This window comes from Streptomyces sp. NPDC002734 (assembly GCF_040295685.1).
Classification (GTDB): domain Bacteria; phylum Actinomycetota; class Actinomycetes; order Streptomycetales; family Streptomycetaceae; genus Streptomyces.
In genome coordinates this window covers 1-16,879 of sequence record NZ_JBEOVU010000061.1, presented here as the reverse complement: position 1 = coordinate 16,879, position 16,879 = coordinate 1, and the positions used below count along the sequence as shown (strand labels likewise).

Here is a 16,879-nt window from a genome sequence, read left to right as displayed (position 1 = left end):
CCGTCCCCGTTCGCCCCGACCGCGATGTCGAGACCGCCGCCGCCGAACGTCTCCCAGCCCGACCAGCTGCCCGACGGCCGCAGCTGGTACATGTGTTCGAACCATTTCCCGTTGATCGCGAACAACTCCAGCCGGCCGTCGGCGTTCGCACCGATCGCGAGCGTGGCGCCGTTGGGTCCGCCCAGCGACTCCCACGCCGACCAGTCGCCGTTCACGCTCGTCTGCCAGGCGTGATGAACTCCGTCGGCGCCGCCTACGAAGACCTCCAGCCTTCCGTCCGCGCCCCGGGCCGACACCACCCGGCCCGACTCCGCCGGGTGGACCAGCGGAGCGGGGGCCGGAGCGTTGCCCGGGAAGCAGGGGATCGTGACGCCGCGTTCCGCCAGGTAGGGGAGCGGGTCGACGCGTACGCTCGCGCCGGAGTTCCCCCAGACCCGCAGGTGGAGATGAGGCCCGGTGGACTGGCCTTCGCTGCCCATCAGCGCGATCCTCTGGCCCGCCGTCACGCGATCGCCCACCTTGACGTCACGCTGGTACATGTGCCCGTACTCGGTGATGGTCCCGTCGGGGTGCAGGACACGGATCCACTGACCGTAGCCCGTCGAGTCGTATCCGGAGACGGTCACCTCGCCGGGGCCGACCGCGTGAATGGGGGTGCCGAGGTCGTCGGCGATGTCGATTCCGTTGTGCCCCGAGTGGTAGCGCTGGGACAGGTAGCCGGTGGCCGGACAGGCGGCGGCGAAACCGGCGGCCCGGGCCTGGCCCTCACCCGGGGCCTGCGCGACGGCCGGAGAGGTGACGACCAGGCCGGGCACCAGGGCGGTGGCTGCCACGAGGACGAGCCGCAGCACGTGTCTGAGAAAGAAATCGCGCACCATGTCGACCGCCCCCGTCACGCCTTGCGGAGACGGCCGATGATGCCGTCGATGTCCCGCCGCATCATGTCGTGACGGATGAAGTGGCCGCCGGACAGCTCGTGCGCCTCGTACGGGATCCCGGCCCTGTCGAGCAGCGAGCGGAACTCCCGCTGTCCAGCCAGCACCTGGCCCTCGTTGACCTGGTCGAACCAGTTGACCGGGTCGGGGCTGGTACCGGCGACCAGGAAGACCCGCTTGTTGCGGTAACTCTCGATCCGCTGCACGGGGTTGTCGGCGTTCACCCGGGCCTCGTCCCAGAACGGGACGCCGTAGACGCTGCCGCCTCCGAGGTCCGTCGCGGACGACAGGTTGGCCCAGTGGGTCACCAGGCCGCCGTCGCGGCGCATGCTGGCCGGGCCGGAGTGGGCGCTCACGGAGGCGAAGTGACCGTAGTACTTGGCCGTGTACTTGAGCGCACCGAAGCCGCCCATGGAGAAGCCGGAGACGGCGCGGCCGTCGTACTCGGCGTAGGTGCGGAAGTTCGCCTCGACCCAGGGAAGCAGCTGGTTGATGTGGAACTGCTCCCAGTTGCGCGCCCCGACATTGGAGCTGACGGGGTTGGAGTACCAGCCCGCGTGCCCTCCGTCCGGCATGACCACGATGATCCGCTTGCCGGCCGTCCACGCGCGGATGCCCTCGCGGTCGAAGGTGATGAAGTCCTGCAGACCGCCGTGAAGGAGGTAGAGGACGGGGTAGGTCCGGCCGCTCCAGTGGTAGTCGTCCGGCAGCAGGACGTTGACGCCGGGGTTCCAGCCGATGGCGGAGGTCTGGAAGCGGTAGTACCGCATCCGGGCGTCGCTCTCGTTCCGCTCCACGATGCGCAGGCCGAAGCCGTCGCCGACGGCCGCGGCGGACGAAGCCGACGCGAGCACGCCTCCGGCGCCGAGCGCCAGCGCGGCGCCGAGCCCGCCGGCGGACTTGAGGAGACTTCTGCGGGTGGGGGGATTCGCTGTCAACGTGACCTCCAGGGGAAAACGCGTGACGACAACCCTGTCCGGGCCGTCCCTGATGCGGGTGGCTCGGAAGGTAGTCACGTGCCGGGCCGTGGTGAATCCGGAACCTTCCGGACTGACAGGGCGGCCGGGCGGACCCGACGGCTCCCACGCTCGATCACCGCGAACACCTGCAGCCGCACTCGCAGGCCGCGTTCAGCGGGCCCAGCAGGCCCCGGCCGAGCGGGGTCAGGGCGTACTCGACACGGCGCTTTGGGCCCTCATACTCCTCCCGCAGGACGAAACCGTCCCCTTCCAGCCTGCGCAGGGACTGGATGAGCGATGTGGCGGTGACGCCGTGCAGCGGGACCTCGAGCTCCGAGAACCGGCGTGGCCCGTCCTGCAGGCAACGCAGGATCAGCGCGGCCCACTTGTCGCCCACGCGGAACGGCATCAGAGCAGACGGGCACACCGGGTCGAACATCTCGGGATCCAGGGGGGCCGTTCCGCCTCCGGCTTGGCCATGATTCCCACCGTAGGGTGGTATCCGATCGGAAAGCAGCCCTCCGCCTACGCCCCCGCCCATGGAAGCGAAGAACAGCAGGATCATCGTCTTCGGAGCGGGTGGGGGCTACTTGCTCAAAGCAGGGTCTGGACGGGAGCTGCTGGTGTGTCCGTGGCGGCACCGGTAGCCCGGGTGCTCGCGCACCCCATGGCCTTCCATGCGGCGCCCGCAGATGCCGCAGCACAGCAGTCCGGCCAGGAGGTAGGTCCGGCCCGGTGCCGGCTGCGGGCGGGTGTGGATCCGCTGCACGGCGACGAAGTCGGCCTCGCTGACGAGCGCGGGATGCGCGGGGCGGGTGGAGATGATCCAGTCGCCCGGGGTGTTCCACCGGGTGACGTCCCGGTGGCCGAGTGAGGTGTTGTCCGGGTCGATGAGGTCGTGGTCGGTGCGCTGGCGGTTCCAGACCTGGCGTCCGGTGTAGCGGGGGTTGGCGAGTATCGCCCTCACCGAGTGCAGCACCCATCGCCGTCCTGCCCGGTGCGGGTTGCGGGCGGTGTCCACGGCGGCCGGGCAGGGAATGCTGGCGTCGTTGAGGGCGCGGGTGATGCGGGCCATGCTGTGCCCGGCCAGCCGCTGGGCGAAGATCCACGACACGACGGGCCCGCACTCGGGATGGACGGCCAGGACCTGCGCGCACACGCCGCGGCGGGCGAGGGCCCGGTTCGGGTGCGGGCCGGCGTCCACCAGCCGGAAACCATGGGGCGGGCGGCCGCCGAGGTAGCGGCCCTGGTCCCGGGCCTGCACGGTCATCGCCGCCCGGGTGCAGATCCTGGCGCGGGCGATCTCCCGTTTGGAGAGGATGCCCAGGAGGATCATCAATTCCTCCTGCCCGGCCACCTTGGGGTCGACGGCACCGCCCAGTTCCGGCACCCACACCTCGACCCCGTAGTGCTCGAAGAGAGGAGCCATGGACGCGAACTGGTGGCCGTAGAAAGCCCGCTCACTCGAGCCGATCACCACCGCGTCGAACTCCCGCTCCGGATCCGCCAGCGCCACCAACAACGCGGAAACCTCGGGACGGCGCGCCCAGGGAACGGTGCGACTGCGCCCGACATCGAAGAACTCCGCCGCGATCCGCCCGTGTCCGGACACCAGCGCCTGTGAGCCCATGAGCTGCCAGGCCCTGGACGTTGCCGGGTCCTGGTGGTCCTCCGTGGACATCCGGCCGTAGAACGCGAGCCGAAGACTGCCTGACGCGAGACCCGACAACGCGGAACTGGAGGCCTCACGAGCCCAATCGGACAGCAGTCCGAGAGGAGGCGGAGACACGGAGGCTGTCCCGACTGCATCCTGTGCCATGACGGGAACCTCACCGGGCACCACCCATTGCCTTTCCTGCGACCTGCCCTGCCAGGCAACTGATTGCACCCGGACATCGAATAGTTGACCCGAACGAGTGAAGATCGGTCGCCGACCGTGAGGCGGTTCTCCTCTACCCCGCCATCGGCAGGGCTCAACTGTCACCTCGCGAACGTGGGACGCCTGTCCTTCCCCGCAAGTGGGAAATCCGCTCGCACAGGTCGGAGGCCGATGCCAGGATGCCCCAGTGAGTACCAGGCCGTGCCCGACTTCCGACAGCTACGAGCGACTCGTCGCCGGCCTGTACGGACGAACCGTCGTCTCGGTCGACTATTTCGTACTCATGGGCGGGGAGGAAGGCACCGACCCTGACGAGTGGGACCACGGCGCCTGGCACGAGCCCACCATGGGCTTGGAGCTGACCTTGGACGACGGTGACGCCTATTCGGCGGTGTGGGGCAGTACGTTCGACCACTACGGACTCGAGCTCTATCTGGCGCCCATGAGCGACTTCCTCTCCCACGTTGACAAGCCGGGCGGGTCGGCGCGCGTCACTGTCGCGGAGCACTCCCGGTGGGCCGGCATCGTCACCGCTCCGATCGAGTACTGCCGCATCCAATGGGGCGGCCAGGGACATGGAGCTCGGGTGCCGGTGCCGGAAGCCATCCACCTACGGACCGCCACCGGCCAGGTGTGGATCGCCGCCGGCCGCTCGGCCACGTATGAACCTGACGGACCGTTCCACCTGGGCACCGACGACGTACTCGTCATCTTCGACACGGATGTCGCCGATCAGGCCGGTCTCAGAATCTGATCAAGACCCCATAACTGTCTCGTGCGTCCGGATCCGAGCTGGCGGGCCCGGTGGCGGCACCACCTCGGCCGGGGTCGGCCGGCAGTAATACCTTGCCTACACCCCCGTCGGCATTGAGATCGCCGAGCTGGCACGCATCGCCGGCTCCTGCTGGGCGATCGCGCAGTGCTTCTGGGCCGCGAAGAACGAGCGTGGCCTGGACGAGTACGAGGTCCGCCGCTATCCCGGCTGGTATCGACACATCACCTTGGCCATGCTCGCCCACGCCGTCCTCATCGCACTCGCCGCCCAGACCGGCGGCGGTGAAAGGGCCGCAGAAACGGATCAGCCCTCGTCCCACTCACCGTGGCAGAGATCCGGCACCTGCTGGACGCCCGCCTGCCGCACCCCCAGCCTCACCAGGACAGACGCCTACATGCCTTGAGCTGGTCGCACTGGCGCAGACGCCACCAAGCCACAGCTCGCTGCTGCCACTACCGAAGAAGAGCCAGCTCAGAACACGAAATCTAACCGGAGTACTAACTGCCGCGTTACAAAGCTGAGATCGCATTGCTCTACAACTTCACGGCCCGCCGATCGTCTACCTGGGTGAAGCGTTCAACACTATGGGGGAGTTGCTCATGACCAGAAGCCGGATGCGTGCAGTGGCTGGGGCGTGCGCGACGCTCCTCTCGCTCGGCCTCACAGGGGTTGCACAGGCAGCGCCGCAGGCTTCGGGCACCGAGCCGGTGACCACCTACGAAAAGGGGTTTGTGGTGGAGTGCACCGCGCAGCTGGAGCGGTACGACACCGTATATGTGTCGCTGTACAGCAACTCCGTGCACGGCAACCACACCCAAGTGGTGATTAGCAGCGCCGAGTCGGAGTACGCGGGCGCTGCCCAGCCCGAGAAGCTTTTCAGTCATGGCGCGATCCGGACCGTGGTGCCCATCTCGCCTGTCGACGGGCGTGTCGAGTCCGCCGGCAGTGCCGTCGTCCACGGTCGCTACGCCCCTGTTGGCGAACCGAGGCCGTACAGCGACGAGATGTACGACGCGGGGTATCGCATCGTCACGACAGGGACTCATCAGGACATCAGCACTCGCCTCACCATCAAGGCCTTCGGCGAGAGGGCACCCCTTCAGTGCGACAACGCCTTCGCATACGACCTGAGGATCACCAAGACTCCCGTCGTCTGACGACCGCCCACCGGTTTCCTGCAGCGGCTGCCACAGCCCTCGTGGCCTGTGATGTGGCGGCTTGCCGTACGCAGGCGTGCCCGCTGTACGGGCGGGCGTGGGCACCGTCCGTATGGCGGAGACCTCGCGGTCCGTCAAAACCGCCCGTACTGCTTCAAAACCGCTTCACATGGCTGGACCAGGACTTTGTCGAGTGGTCAGCCTGCCTGGCGGTACTCGTTGATGAGGCGGCCGACGGTCTGTTTGTGCTGGATGCAAGGCGTACGTAGAGGCATGACGTTGGGGTCGTCGAGGGGTGCGAGCTGGCCGCGGCCTTGGTGGGGCGGGTGTGTTCGTTGAAGTGCCGGGCAATACTCGCGCAACAGCTTCTCGGCGTGGCCGCGGCCATGGATCAGCAGCCGGTTGGTGCACTCCTGATGTGCGGAGCGGATGAATCGTTCGGCGTGCGGGTTGCAGTTGGGGCTGCGCGGCGGGATTTTGATCGCGGTGATGCCTTCGTCGGCGAAGATGGCGTCGAAGGCGGCCGTGAGCTTGGTGTCTCTGTCCCGGATCAGGTGGGTGAAGCGCTCCGCCTGGTCACCGAGGTGCCACATGAGCTGGCGGGCCTGCTGGGTGGTCCAGGCAGCGGTGGGGTGAGCGGTGACGCCGAGGATGTACACGGTGCGGGTGCGGACCTCCATGACGGACAGGGCGTACAGGCGTTGTAGGCCGATGGTGTCGAGGTGGAAGAAGTCTGTCGCCAGCAGGCCGCTTGCCTGGGACTTGAGGAACTGGCGCCATTCGCGGCGCGCTGGATGGCAGCGTGGTGCGGGGCCGAGCCGGCTTCGCGCAGAATTCGGCGGACGGTCGCGGCGCTGACCTTGTGCCCGAGGCGGCGCAGCTCGCCATGGACGCGGCGTGCGCCCCAGCTCGGGTTCTCACCTCCGAGCCGGATGATGAGGTTTCGGAGCTTCTCGGGGATGGGTGGGCGCCCCGGCGCCGCCGGCTGCGTCCACTTCTTTCTGACCAGGCGCTGATGCCAGGCGAGCAGGGTGCGCGGGGAGACGATGCGCTGGCCACGCAGTGCCCGGGGGAGGAGGCGGGCGAGTGCGGAGAGAAGGGCCCGCTCCGGCCAGGTTGCTTTGGGCCCCTGACCTGTCGGCGCAGCAGCGCAACCTCGTGCCGAACGATCAAGATCTCCGTGTTCTTCGCGGCCGAGGACCGACACATCAGGGCCAGCCACGCGAGGACGCGAGTGGCAAACAGGTAGGTCATGCGTACGAGCACGAGACCGATCACGCCGGATGCTGGACGCACTCATCTCTCGAGGCCAGAGCTGGTGAAGGAGTTTGAAGCACTACGCCCCAGGTCAGGTGGTGGCCCAGGTTTCACCACTCCCTCCGATGACCCGGACGACGAGGTCGCGCCGCCAGGCCTTGTTCCGATCATGGACCGTGGCTGCGCGATGTGGACCCTGGTCGACTTCCGCACGTCCGACGGGCGCGTCTGGGAGTGGGACGGGAACGAGTGCTGCGGCAAGCTCTGTCCCACCACCATCACCTCTGTCCGGGAGTACTTCGCCGAGGGCGTCGCGGGTCGGCTGGACGGCCCGAATGTGCTGTCCAGCCAGTTGGGGAGGGTGGAGCGGGAGACCTGTGAGCACGAGGAGTGAGGTAACTGTTCATGCCGTGGCGTGGCGTGGCGCTCAGGATCTCCCACACGGTGGAGGCGGCGACCTTGATGCCCAGGGGGAGCAGCTGGCCGTGGATGCACCGGTGAAGTGCACGGTTCGTGGGCGGCCCGGGCGCCTGGGCTTGGAGCGGAGGGCGTGCTGCCGGGCGACCAGATCGTGATGCCGGCGCATGACCGTCTCGGGACCCACAAGGAGCCGCATCCCGCACAGCCGCTCCTTCGCAAGCCGGTGCAGCACGCCGCCAGGAACGCCCGGTCGGCCACCTTGGATTCGCGGCCGACCGGCGCCCAGAGGCCGGCAGGCCAGTCGCAGCAGCAGGAGCGGTACGTTGCCGTCCTGCTCAGCTTCGGCGCAAGGTCATGCCGTCAGCGTCGATCGTGGAGCACAACGACGAAAGACGGATCAGCGCGCCGGCTCAGACGGGTCTCGCGCCTGGTCACGGCCGGCGACCACCAGGTATTCGCCGTTCTCGGGGTCGAAGGTGGTGGTCTGCACCGTGAGCCCGACGCTCCGCAACTGCGCCACGAGGTCCTCGTACCGGTAGGGCCAGATGGACAACCGCTCGGAGCAGGCCCGCACTGCCCCGTCCGGCTCGATCTGGGCGACCACGATCTCGAGGAAGTGCTCCTGCTCCCAGCCCTGTTCGATCTGCCAGTAGTAGCTGACGACCGCATCGCGGTCGTTGCGGCGGATGAGTCGATCGCGGACGTCCACCCGTGAGCCGGCGGAGCGCACGAGCTCCCAGTTGCGTGAGTGGAGCACAAGGCGTCCGCCCGGATTCAGCAGCCGCGACATCGCTTCCAGTGCGGTCAGCCGCCCGGCTGCCCCCTCGGCGTGCCCGAGCGAGTTGCCGACACAGAACACCAGATCGAAGGTGGAGTCCTCCAGGTGGTCGGGCAACTCGTCCCAGCTCGCGTGGAGGGCTCGTAGCGAGACACCCTCCTCGTCGGCGGCCTTCTCGGTTCGGTGAACCATCCTCGTGCTGGCGTCTGCGGCGACCACGTCAAGGCCACGACCCGCGAGACCGACGGCGAGCTGGCCGGTTCCGCACGCGCAGTCGAGGACGCGCGCGTTGGGCGGCAGAGAGCCCACGACATCGCTGTAGTAGGCCGTGGCTGCCTGCACGGGGGTCAACTTGTTGTCCCCGAGCAGCCACTCGTATACGTCGGAAAGCGCCCCATAACCAGCCACCGCGACAACCTCCATCACTCGACGACACGCAGGCCAGACCGCGCCTGCGATTCGGATCTTGCGCCTCGCGCTGTGCCGGGCCGTGTCAGCGAAGCGTCGAGCAGGACACAACCACTTCCGGCGGTTCAGAATCCACCAATTTTGTGGGAAACCGATACGTGCCGCACCGACGCAGGTGACCCACTCCCGACCGCGTGACCGTCAAGGGCCCCGGCGACGCCACCGCCCGCTCCTTCATCGACTACCAGGTGGAGGCCCACGATGCCGACCTGTCCGAGGGAGTCGCCCTCACCATCCTGATCGGATGACCATCGCACCCACCGAGTATTCCTGGGCGTGAGCAACGCAGGGCTGCGAGGCAGTTCCGGATTCAAGTCCAGCCGCCGAGGAGAACGCCGCGACCAACGCTCCGCAGTTCCCTCCGTGACTGCGGCGTGCGGATAAGCAGTGGAGACCCGGTCGTGGTGATGACAAGGTGAGACGCATGCCGTCGCCCACACTCGAACAGCTCCTCCGTGAACTGCACGCGTCGCTCACACTGCGCAAGCGTCCGGAAGATGTGGCCCGGCTCATCCAGGATCTGTACGCCGCCCGGGGCACTGACCTCGATACAGCGACCGAGGCGGCGCTCGCCAAGGCTGCTGAGCACTCGCTGCGCAACCTCTGGCACGGCTATACCTCCATGCGGGAGGAGTTCGCCCGTCCGGTCGGCGCACAGCGCCAGCTTGCCCGCGCGGCGGACCTGTTCAGCGGCGTGCCGGACCTTCCGGACGACGCCGGGGACGATCCAGCCCAGATCGAGGTGGTGATCCGGCGAGCAGGTGAGGAGATCGGCCGCTCGTACGGGCAGAACGACTTCGGCATGGACCGCCTCAACCGGACCGAGCGCACGGCGGCGGGCCTCGGGGAGATTTCCAAGCGCCAGTACAACAGGCGTTTCCGACTACTGCGCCGGATGGAAGCCAAACTGGCCCGGCTCGTCCACGAGCAGCGCCGACGGGAAGTGGCCGTCACCGGCAAAGGCGCGCTCGCCCACGTCCTGCCGTACGAGCTGTTCGCCACGGACCCGGACACGGCGGCCTTCATCGCCTACATCACGGCGCGCGGCCACATGCGCAGCGTCTTCACCAACGGCCGGCAGCGTCAGGTCTACGACGAGGTCGCCGAGGCCTTGTTCCAGCGCCTGAGGAATCTCCCCGAGCAGGCCTGCTGGTACGCGGTCGCGCACGTCCACCCCACAGCTGAAGTGCTGGCCCATGTGTCCGACCAGGACCTCACCCAGCTGCTGGTCCGGTGGAACGGATTCCTGCGCCAGGTCGCCGGCCTGCTGGAGGACGCCTGGAACCGGCATCCGCTGGAACGCGACACGATGATCGTGCGCCGTGGCGACGACTCGTCGACGTGGAACCAGGCCGCACAGGCATGGAACACGGCCCGGGCCCACTGGTTCGCGCTGCTGACCGAGCTGGGGCAGGAGGAGATCCTGGATCGGATCTGCCTTGGCAAGGTGCCCCGCCTCATGGCGGCCGACGTGGCGTACTGGCACCGCATGAGCGGCGGCGGGCTGCATCCGGACACCTACGTCTGGGCAGACCTTCCCCTGCCCTGGGAAGTACTCCGGGGTGAGAAGGAATGCCCACGCTCGCTCGTCGAAGCAGCTTGCGCCCGGCATCGGGTGGACCCGACAGCCGGCGCCTGGACTGCTCCCAGGCCGGCGGCTGAGGCCGCCGCCTATCGGCGGACACCCGAACTGGTCCACGGAGTCGCCGTCGCCGACCCGCTCATGGCCAGCGCTCTCCGTTCGGCGGGAGTCTTCTCCGGCAAGGGAAAGCGTGCTGCCGCTCAGGAGTGGACGTGACCGGAGGCAACCCCCGCGCGTGTCCACCCCTGCAAATCGATTGACCCACACAGCGGCCCGAGCAATGATCACGGTGGCGACGAGGAAGCTCTGTGGAGGAGCGCCCGGCTCTGATCCCGGGTGGACGCAGGTTCGAATCCTGCCCTCGTCGCCTCCGCTCTCCTCGACCGCCCACGTGTCCGGAACCACGCCCTGCGCGACAGGCGGCATTGGGGTGGGATGTGACGCCGAGGATGTGCACGGTACGCGTGCGGACCTTCATGACGAAGAGGGCGTGGCTTCGTCACCGGATGTGGACGGCCGGGGCCCTAAAATCAGTTCTTCGGCGGAGGATCGAGAATGACGTCGGAGACGTCCCAGCCGCCCTTGACTGCCGGTCCGTTCTGCCCCATCGTGCAGCCGGCCGCCGATGTCGTGTCCGTGGGCGTCCACTCGCCGTACACCCGCACCGGCGGTTTGTCGTTGGAGACCCAGCAGTCGACCCAGACCCGGAAGTAGCCGGTGCCGCCCGTGCAGGTCACGACGAAGTTGTAGAAGGACTGGTAGCGCTGAGGGGCGCACTCCTTCGGCAGTGCGTGTGCGGTGCTCGCACCGATGCCGACGAGGGTGAGCGCGGCCATGGTGGCCGCGCTGAGTAAGGCGGAGATACTTCTGCGCATGCGGGGCTCCTTCATGGGGGGGCGCTGCCGTCCGGACGGACGGCGGAGCTGAGAGCGCTGTGCAGCAGTGTCGCAGGGGGAGATGCAGCGGACAACGGGGCGTAACCGGCCCGTGCCCCTCCCTGCCGAGCCGCCCCTCCCTCGTCCCGTAGGTGTCGCTGCGGAGCAGCCCTCGTTTCGACGGCGGAGGGCTCGCGGTGCCAGGCGCACTCCTCACACAGGCCGACCCGCTCGCCTGCTTCGCCAACGCCGCACGACGCCTGCGCCCCGGCGGCTTCTTCACCCGCACCATCCACCCGGCTCGACAGCACTACGTCTCCGACTCCGTGGTCCTCAGCGACGGCCGACTCCACCACGTGCGGGTCACCTTCCGCCACGCCTCCCCGGGCGAGCTCGGCCTGATGGCCGCGGCCGCCCGACCACGGCTGCGCACGCGGACCGGCGGATGGTCCGGCACACCCTCCAAGGACTCCAGCAGCCACCATCTCTCTGCCTACGAACTGCCCGAACGGCTCTCCTGATCCCTTGGCTGAGCAGACCGACCGAAGTCGGGGCCTGGACGGAGACGGATGGCGTTCCGCGCCGGTGATCAAGGCGCACCGTCGTCCCCGGCGACAGGATGGTATGCTGGTCGGCTGTCGCGGGCATACGCGCCCCATGACGCCGTCGCCGAGCAGACTGTGCCACTCGCGCGGGGGGCTGGGCCTCCGTCACGGTGGCCGCGTGGCCTGGGCCGGATGCGCGTTCCTCGCGCTGTTCACCCTGACGGGGTGTGTCCGGGACGGTGGTGACGGGCCGTGGACCGAGGGCGCCGGGAATGTACGGGGGGACCTGTTCGAGAGGGCCTCCCTGGCGGACGGCAGCCGTCTCCTCGTCACCACCGAGGGCGGCGTGCGGATCGCCGGGACGGACGACGACAGCGTGACGGTCGACGAGGCGACCCCCGCCCGGTGGGACGTGGACGCGGCCACTCCTACGCTCGACCTGCTCTGCGATCAAGGTGACAGGCGGACCAGGGAGAACTGCGGCGGCATGCCGGTTGTCCACGTGCCGGCCGGTGTGACGCTCACCGTACGGGCCCGCAACGCCGGCATCGAGGTCGACGGGGTGCGAGGCCCCCTGACGCTGACCACCGTCAACGGCGACGTCACCGTACACGACTCGGGCACGAAGGGCGCCCGCCAGCACCTCGTGACCCGCAACGGTTCCGTCCGTGCCGACGGCCTCGCCGCCCGCGGCGTGAGCGCCGAGACGGTCAACGGCGACGTCGACCTGCTGTGCACGACCTCACCGGGAACGCTCGACGGCGTGACGCGCAACGGCTCCGTGCGCGTGACCCTCCCGGCCGACGGGCCGCCCTACGAAACCGACGCGAGCACCGTCAACGGGCGGACGGTCGTGGACGTCCCCGCGCCGGCCACGGACTCCGCAGACCCCCGGCACCGGCTGACCCTGCGCACGGTGAACGGCGACACCGAGGTACGCCGGGGCTGAGGGGCGGGCCGCAAGGAACCGCCCGCCCTCTCGCCCCTGTGCCTGCCGATACGTTCATCCCCCGATGTCAGGCGGCAGGCGGCACGCCGGGAGGAATGCCTACTCCTTGAGCTGCCTCGGATCGATCGGTATCTCGCGTGCCGTGTTCTCGGCGCGCTCCTCGGCGGTCGACTTCCGCGCCGCGGTCCCACAACAGCGGTTGTACTGATTCTGCCAGTCCGTCATGAACTGGTCGTAGCTGGACTGGCCGACCAGCTTCAGGTCCGACTCGTCGTTGTGCCAGACGCCGTTGCTCGTCCAGTTCGAGGAGCCGACGAACACGATTCTCGAGTTGGCCGTTCCCGCGTAACCGCCGCTGACCATCATGTACTTGTCGTGCGTGTAGTGCAGAGCGTTGCCGTTCGCGTCGGTGCCGCGGGTGGTGTCGTGCACGTCGATGTTCGGCCGGTCCTTCAGGTAGTTCTGCACGCTGCTGTCGACCTGGCCGGCGGTGAAGAGTATGCGGATCTTGACGCCGGTCTGTGCCAGGCTCACCAGCTTCTTCGGCAGCTCCAGATAGTTCCGGTCGCCCGGCTCCCCGTGAGAGGTCCACTGGAACATGGCGATGTTGATCGTGGCCGGCGCCTCGACGTTGTTCAGGAAGTCGACCCAGGTATCGCTCTTGCTGCGCGCCTTGGGCCACTGGTAGGAGGGCGGGGACAGTGTCGTCCTGGCGTCCTGGCCGCTGGTGGAGTTGTAGTAGTCGGGCATCAGCGGGCCCGGGCCGTTGAGCGCTCCCTTGGACATGGCCGTGAAGTAGCGGACGTAGGAGTTGTACAGGTCGACGTTGCCCTTGACGGTGGCGCTGCTGTTCCACGCGGTGTTGGCCTGGGCGGACGTGGGGTTGGCGCTGCTGACGGTCACGGTCCTGTTCGCGTCGCTCCCGCCGCTGAGCATGTAGTACTTCGCGTGCAGGGAGGAGCCGGCATAGTGGGTCAGGCAGCCGCCCGGGCACAGCGCGGCGAAGCTGGAGGCTTGCGGGTCGTTGCCCAACTCGGTGACCAGTGACTGCCAGACCGCATTGTCGCTGTGCACGTCCATCAGTGCCTTGACGATGACGCCGCGCTGGTGTGCGGCGATCAGGGCGTTGGCGAAGTCCGGGCCCGGCTGCGTGCTGCCGATCGAGTACATGGCGACGCGTATGGTCTGCCCACAACTGGCGCTGTTGATCGATTCGATGATCGGGCCCATGACGTTCATCCGGGCGTCGGGGTCCTCCGGGTCGTTGAAACGGGGACCCGGTGTCGAGGTGAACGTCCGTGACTCGCAACTGAGCGGATTCTTGGCCTGCTTGACCGCAGCGTGCGCCGTTGTCGGCGTCAGTGCGGTGACGGCGAGCGCGGTGAACAATGTGAGCGTTCGCTTCATGAGCGGGCCTTTCGCTGGGCTGGTGACGATGACACGTCGGGGTATTGCGTGAGGGACGGTTGGTGGTGTGTGCCTCGACCGTCGGGTAGCCGTTGTCGTCTACGTCGGAAGCGACCTTCTCGTGCTCGGCGCCAACCGTCATGCCGTCGATACCTTCGATGTCGAGGTCGCCGGTCAGGGGCGCCGCCGAGGGTTTCGCTGTGGCGAGGCGGGTCCGCGTCGGAAACGGGTGCGTGAAGGCATCCGTGTTCGGCCATGCGTTGAGCTCCTGCGGGGGAGGGCAGGGACATCGGGAAGATGTCCTGTCGATGGGTGTTCAGTCCGTTGATGCTTGCCCGGAGTTGTTCTGGATATGGCCCGCCGTTAGGCACAAGGGAGACTCGCAAAGGCGTCCAAAGGTTGCACGAGGCGGGCAGGGAACCAGGGATACGGGGAAGTGGGGCCGCGGGCGCTGGAGTTGGAAGCGGGGAGTGACCACCGGAACGGTGCCCTCAAGGGATCGCCTTGCCGATCCTGCTCGCGTGCCTCGCGATGGGTGCCGGGCCGGCGCCGTCGAGCGCTGCCGAACCGAAGCGGCCGGTCCTGCGGACCTAGTCCGGCTTCCCGGGTGGGGGCGGTGCCGGCTGTGGGGGTCCTCCGACTCGCGCAGGGCGCGCAGGAGGTGCTGCGAACTCGTGCACGACCACCCAGTAGTCGTCGTCCTCGACCGTGGTGGCGCACAGGTGACGGCCCTCCACGGAGACGGCGATGAATTCGGGCAGACCCGTCGCTGCGGCGACGCGTGAAGGAAGATCCGCTCCGATACGGTCCCTCACCCGTACCCAGCCGACCCTGCTGCCTCCGGATCCGGGTGGCATGACGAGGAAATCGCCGCTCGTCGAGTGCGACCGCGCCGCCGCCGACCGCCGGTGCCACTCCCTGCCCAGCTCTTCGAGGGCATCAGGGGCCGAGCCGGAGACCTTGACCACTGGTGGGACATCGACCCCGTTCACCGCATGGAGCGCGGCGTCGACGGGAGGTCCCTCGTGCGTTTGGTCCTCCACGACATCCAAGCCGCAGCGCTCGAAGATCTCCAGCCAGTGTGGCGTCAGCCGGTCGTTCATCCTGCTTGTCCTCCGTGGGTTCGCCGGGTTCGGCCGACCTCATCCGCGGCGGTCGGACGGCGGCACGCGGGCGCGGGTGACCGGGCAGACGGTGCTGGGGGAGCCGGCGCACCAGCAAGGGGTGTGTGCCGCGATGTCGCGGAACTTACCCCTGTTGCCCGCGCCCGGCGGCCTCAGTCGTCGATGAGGCCGACGATGAACCAGTACCGGATTCTGCCGGCTGACCTTGCGGCCGGCGCACACCAGGGGGCCCAGGCTGCCCCCGGAGGCGGCGACCTTCACGGGGGCACGCACGGCGGAGGCGTCGGTGACGACACGGAAGCCGACGCCCGGCACCCCGTGCTGGCGCAACAGGCGACGGCACCCGCACTTGTCGCGGGCGGCGAGGGCACCGGCCGGCGAGGTCCCGCGCGCGCCGATGCGGGTGGCGAGGTCGGCGGCGGCCTGCGCCCCGTACACAGCGTCGCTCTCCTGGGGGTCGGCAAACGAGGCGGTGTGGTCGGTCAGTTGAACGGCCGCCCCCCGGCGCTGGGCCGGGGTGGCGGTGAAGTCGTCGGCTGAGATGGGCGGCGGCGTTGCTCGACCGGCCGATGAGCGCCACGGGCAGCCCGGGGTCAGCCGCCGCCCGAGCCGGCCGAGGCCGAACCACCGGAGTTCCAGCCGGAGTTGGGCTGCCGTCGATGGCGCGTGCTGCGTTCGGTACACAGCTTCACCGCGACCCCGGCCGCGCCGAGCAGGGCCTCCAGCGCGTCGGCCAGCTGCTGTGGGTCGCCGACGGACGGGAACCCGGTGATCCGCTCCCGGCCGCCTCGCAGGACGAGTTCCAGCGCGAGCGTGGAGACGGCCGGCTCGGGGTCCCCCTCGTACGGCTCCACCACCTCGTGCGTCAGCCGAACCTCGCGCAGGGTGTCGACGGGCAGCCAGTCGTCCGGCCCGGAGACCCGGACCAACCGCAGGGACGCGGGCACCCCGGCAGGCGCGAACTCCACCCGCAGGATGCGCCTCGCCCGGGAGAAGGCGAGCGCCGGCCAGCCGAGCAGGTACTCCAGTCCGGCGATCACCCCCACCACCACGAACACGGTCGACGCCCGCGCCCCGGCCAGCACCATCCAGAAGGCGACCAGCAGGGTCGGCACGCCCAGGACGAGCGGAGCGAGCAGCGCCTGCCCCGCCGAGGCCAGCAGGATCCGCGCCGGACCGCCCGGCGAGCCGCCGCCCAGCACCAGATCCGTCGAGTCGGGGCCTTGTCTCAATAAGGGATCGGTGGCCATGCCCTCAGCGTAGGACCGGTCCGCAAGAGCGCCTCGACCCCATCCGGCCTACGAGGCGCGGACACGCCTCACGGAGAGCGTTACTTCGGCAACTGCATGCGACGACGAGGCCTCGTGTTTGTGAGGGCAGGCATGGGGCGCGCGTCACGTACGAAGCGTGTTAGTTGGCTCGAGTGAGCGAGGGAGCTCCCTGGAGCAGGCACAAGACATCCCGCGTGGTGATGCGATGTCGGTGGCCTACGATCCGGCGTCGTAGATCACATCTTTGCTTTGCGATTTCGCCGTCGCTAAGAATTGCACTCGTCGCTCAGCAAGCCGCGTCTTCCGACCGCGGCACCCCCGTGCCAATGAGGGCACCCCCTGGTCCGCAGTGAGCGGACACCGACCGAGGAGCGACTCTCCCGCAGCCACTCCCCAGCGAAGTCGAAGAGGTGCCCCATGCGTAACTTCACCTTCACCGCCCCCACCACCGCCTCGATGCAGAAGGTGGGCGCCCTCGGCGGTTTCGCCGTGCTCGCC

The 16,879-nt window shown here is 68.7% G+C and carries 17 protein-coding genes, 1 tRNA gene and 1 pseudogene; 9 read left to right on the top strand and 10 right to left on the bottom strand.

Going from position 1 to position 16,879, the window contains the following annotated elements:
• The 4 genes from ABT026_RS31760 to ABT026_RS31745 form a co-directional block, all read right to left on the bottom strand.
• A partial coding sequence (locus tag ABT026_RS31760) for a peptidoglycan DD-metalloendopeptidase family protein (protein ID WP_351118664.1) occupies positions 1 to 878 on the bottom strand: 878 nt, incomplete at its 3' end.
• A gap of 14 nt (positions 879 to 892) precedes the next feature.
• Positions 893 to 1,873, bottom strand: coding sequence for an alpha/beta hydrolase (locus ABT026_RS31755; RefSeq protein WP_351118663.1), 981 nt, complete (start codon positions 1,871 to 1,873; stop codon positions 893 to 895).
• 154 nt (positions 1,874 to 2,027) lie between these two features.
• Positions 2,028 to 2,333: a winged helix-turn-helix transcriptional regulator gene (locus ABT026_RS31750; protein WP_351118662.1), complete on the bottom strand. Its 306-nt coding sequence runs from the start codon at positions 2,331 to 2,333 to the stop codon at positions 2,028 to 2,030.
• Positions 2,334 to 2,480: 147 nt separating this feature from the next.
• Positions 2,481 to 3,575, bottom strand: a complete 1,095-nt coding sequence (locus ABT026_RS31745) for a recombinase family protein (RefSeq protein WP_351118661.1) — start codon at positions 3,573 to 3,575, stop codon at positions 2,481 to 2,483.
• Positions 3,576 to 3,960: 385 nt separating this feature from the next.
• Here ABT026_RS31745 and ABT026_RS31740 point away from each other — a divergent pair, with 385 nt between their 5' ends.
• The 3 genes and pseudogenes from ABT026_RS31740 (at position 3,961) to ABT026_RS31730 (ending at position 5,705) form a co-directional block, all read left to right on the top strand.
• Entirely contained in the window at positions 3,961 to 4,527 is a 567-nt protein-coding gene (locus ABT026_RS31740) for a hypothetical protein (protein WP_351118660.1), read from the top strand.
• 91 nt (positions 4,528 to 4,618) lie between these two features.
• Positions 4,619 to 4,951: pseudogene (locus ABT026_RS31735) on the top strand (IS701 family transposase); the annotation flags it as partial.
• Positions 4,952 to 5,147: 196 nt separating this feature from the next.
• The gene (locus tag ABT026_RS31730) at positions 5,148 to 5,705 is read left to right on the top strand and encodes a hypothetical protein (RefSeq protein ID WP_351118659.1); all 558 of its coding nucleotides are present in this window, start codon (positions 5,148 to 5,150) and stop codon (positions 5,703 to 5,705) included.
• A gap of 197 nt (positions 5,706 to 5,902) precedes the next feature.
• Here ABT026_RS31730 and ABT026_RS31725 read toward each other — a convergent pair whose 3' ends face one another.
• On the bottom strand, positions 5,903 to 6,364 hold the full coding sequence (locus tag ABT026_RS31725) for an integrase core domain-containing protein (RefSeq protein WP_351118658.1): 462 nt from the start codon (positions 6,362 to 6,364) through the stop codon (positions 5,903 to 5,905).
• Positions 6,256 to 7,005 (bottom strand): IS3 family transposase, encoded by a 750-nt coding sequence (locus ABT026_RS31720; RefSeq protein ID WP_351118657.1) that lies wholly within the window; start codon positions 7,003 to 7,005, stop codon positions 6,256 to 6,258. Before ABT026_RS31720 ends, ABT026_RS31725 begins: the two co-directional genes overlap by 109 nt.
• 126 nt (positions 7,006 to 7,131) lie before the next feature.
• Here ABT026_RS31720 and ABT026_RS31715 point away from each other — a divergent pair, with 126 nt between their 5' ends.
• Positions 7,132 to 7,356: a hypothetical protein gene (locus tag ABT026_RS31715; RefSeq protein WP_351118656.1), complete on the top strand. Its 225-nt coding sequence runs from the start codon at positions 7,132 to 7,134 to the stop codon at positions 7,354 to 7,356.
• 423 nt (positions 7,357 to 7,779) lie between these two features.
• Here the strand turns inward: ABT026_RS31715 and ABT026_RS31710 are convergent, their stop codons facing one another.
• On the bottom strand, positions 7,780 to 8,583 hold the full coding sequence (locus tag ABT026_RS31710; protein WP_351118655.1) for a class I SAM-dependent methyltransferase: 804 nt from the start codon (positions 8,581 to 8,583) through the stop codon (positions 7,780 to 7,782).
• A gap of 469 nt (positions 8,584 to 9,052) precedes the next feature.
• Between ABT026_RS31710 and ABT026_RS31705 the strand changes: the two genes are divergently transcribed.
• Entirely contained in the window at positions 9,053 to 10,426 is a 1,374-nt protein-coding gene (locus ABT026_RS31705; RefSeq protein ID WP_351118654.1) for a hypothetical protein, read from the top strand.
• Between the two features lie 78 nt (positions 10,427 to 10,504).
• A tRNA-Gln gene (locus ABT026_RS31700) sits at positions 10,505 to 10,577 on the top strand.
• Between the two features lie 163 nt (positions 10,578 to 10,740).
• On the opposite strand, the gene ABT026_RS31695 is transcribed toward ABT026_RS31700, so the two are convergent.
• Positions 10,741 to 11,085 carry a hypothetical protein gene (locus ABT026_RS31695; RefSeq protein WP_351118653.1) on the bottom strand — a complete coding sequence of 115 codons (345 nt, stop codon included), beginning with the start codon at positions 11,083 to 11,085 and terminating at the stop codon, positions 10,741 to 10,743.
• Positions 11,086 to 11,282: 197 nt separating this feature from the next.
• Here ABT026_RS31695 and ABT026_RS31690 point away from each other — a divergent pair, with 197 nt between their 5' ends.
• Together ABT026_RS31690 and ABT026_RS31685 are read left to right on the top strand one after the other, a co-directional pair.
• Positions 11,283 to 11,606: a hypothetical protein gene (locus ABT026_RS31690; protein ID WP_351118652.1), complete on the top strand. Its 324-nt coding sequence runs from the start codon at positions 11,283 to 11,285 to the stop codon at positions 11,604 to 11,606.
• Positions 11,607 to 11,808: 202 nt separating this feature from the next.
• Positions 11,809 to 12,579, top strand: a complete 771-nt coding sequence (locus ABT026_RS31685) for a DUF4097 family beta strand repeat-containing protein (protein WP_351118651.1) — start codon at positions 11,809 to 11,811, stop codon at positions 12,577 to 12,579.
• A 99-nt stretch (positions 12,580 to 12,678) separates the two neighbouring features.
• Here the strand turns inward: ABT026_RS31685 and ABT026_RS31680 are convergent, their stop codons facing one another.
• On the bottom strand, positions 12,679 to 13,986 hold the full coding sequence (locus ABT026_RS31680; protein ID WP_351118650.1) for a phospholipase D-like domain-containing protein: 1,308 nt from the start codon (positions 13,984 to 13,986) through the stop codon (positions 12,679 to 12,681).
• A 1,298-nt stretch (positions 13,987 to 15,284) separates the two neighbouring features.
• Here ABT026_RS31680 and ABT026_RS31675 point away from each other — a divergent pair.
• Positions 15,285 to 15,650, top strand: coding sequence for a hypothetical protein (locus tag ABT026_RS31675; protein ID WP_351118649.1), 366 nt, complete (start codon positions 15,285 to 15,287; stop codon positions 15,648 to 15,650).
• A gap of 53 nt (positions 15,651 to 15,703) precedes the next feature.
• Here ABT026_RS31675 and ABT026_RS31670 read toward each other — a convergent pair whose 3' ends face one another.
• Positions 15,704 to 16,360 carry a hypothetical protein gene (locus ABT026_RS31670; protein ID WP_351118648.1) on the bottom strand — a complete coding sequence of 219 codons (657 nt, stop codon included), beginning with the start codon at positions 16,358 to 16,360 and terminating at the stop codon, positions 15,704 to 15,706.
• Positions 16,361 to 16,879: the final 519 nt, after the last annotated feature.